Consider the following 1,065-nt stretch of genomic DNA (forward strand, 5'->3'; position numbering starts at 1 on the left):
CCAGGACTACTTCGAGAAAAACCCCAACGACGCGTACTGCCAGTTCCACGCGAGCCCGAAAGTCGAGAAAGTCCGCGAGAAGTTCGCCGACAAACTCGCCAACTGAGCCGGGTGCGGCGGCCGGTGGACACCACCATGTCCGCAGTATACTCTCGATAGCGCCGCTGAGTAATCGATTTCTGGTGAAGATAGTGACCCGTGCAACGTCGGAGGCGACGTTCGAACAGTCGAAACCGGGCGGACTTCGAGCGCGGTGGAAACCGCGAGGAGAGCGCGGACAGTCGGGGCAGTCTGAACAGTCAAAGCGGTCTCGACAGTCAGAGCAGTTCAAACGGTGCGAACAGCGAAGGCAGTCGAAACCGTCCACGCGGTTCGCACCGCTCGCGAAGTCCGAACTTCCCCCGAGTTTTAGAATTCGTATACAATCTACAAATTGTGGAAATTGTAGAATCTTCAGACAGTTTATACCGCGTGAGATTCGTACGCTGTGAGAACAGCAAAGAATGCGAGCGATGTCCGAGAATCGGACACGGTGAGCGAAGTAGAGACTTCTCAGGCCGGAACGGAGGCAAGTCACCGGCCGTCGATGGCCGAACGTTTACAATTTGTAGAAATTGTAAAAATTATAAAGAATGCAGAATGTAGACGAAGTCCCAACGGTTCAAAAGTCGTGGATAAAATTATGTGGCATGCCGCGGAACGTCCGTTCGAACCTCCAGATGTCCGCACAGTCCGCAGTTCAGACGGAGTTTGCACCGCCCAAACAGCAGACACAGTGTAGACTGTGTACAATTTGTGAACATCGCGTTCCGCGGGAGGGCAGATAGGTGTCGCGAGCCGTGAGCGTCTCCCTCCAGAAGGGCGGAGTCGGAAAGACGACGATAGCCATCAACCTCGCCGACGCACTCGCCGTGCGGGGGAACGACGTGCTGTTGGTGGACCTCGACCAGCAGGGGAACGCGACCGAGGGCGTCGGGCTGAAAGACGACTACGAGTCGTCGGAGCCGAACATCGGCGACGTGCTGACCGACGACGACCCCATCGACGTGCGCGAAGTGATACGCG

General features: G+C 56.6%; 1 protein-coding gene and 1 pseudogene. Both read left to right on the forward strand.

The genetic code is table 11. From position 1 onward, the window contains the following. A pseudogene (locus tag LPA46_RS18715) lies at positions 1-106 on the forward strand (peptide-methionine (S)-S-oxide reductase MsrA); the annotation flags it as partial. Positions 107-827: 721 nt separating this feature from the next. Next, the coding region (locus LPA46_RS18720) for a ParA family protein (protein ID WP_230893818.1) at positions 828-1,065 on the forward strand (238 nt) is incomplete at its 3' end.

Source organism: Halobacterium sp. KA-6, from assembly GCF_021029015.1.
GTDB lineage: Archaea > Halobacteriota > Halobacteria > Halobacteriales > Halobacteriaceae > Halobacterium.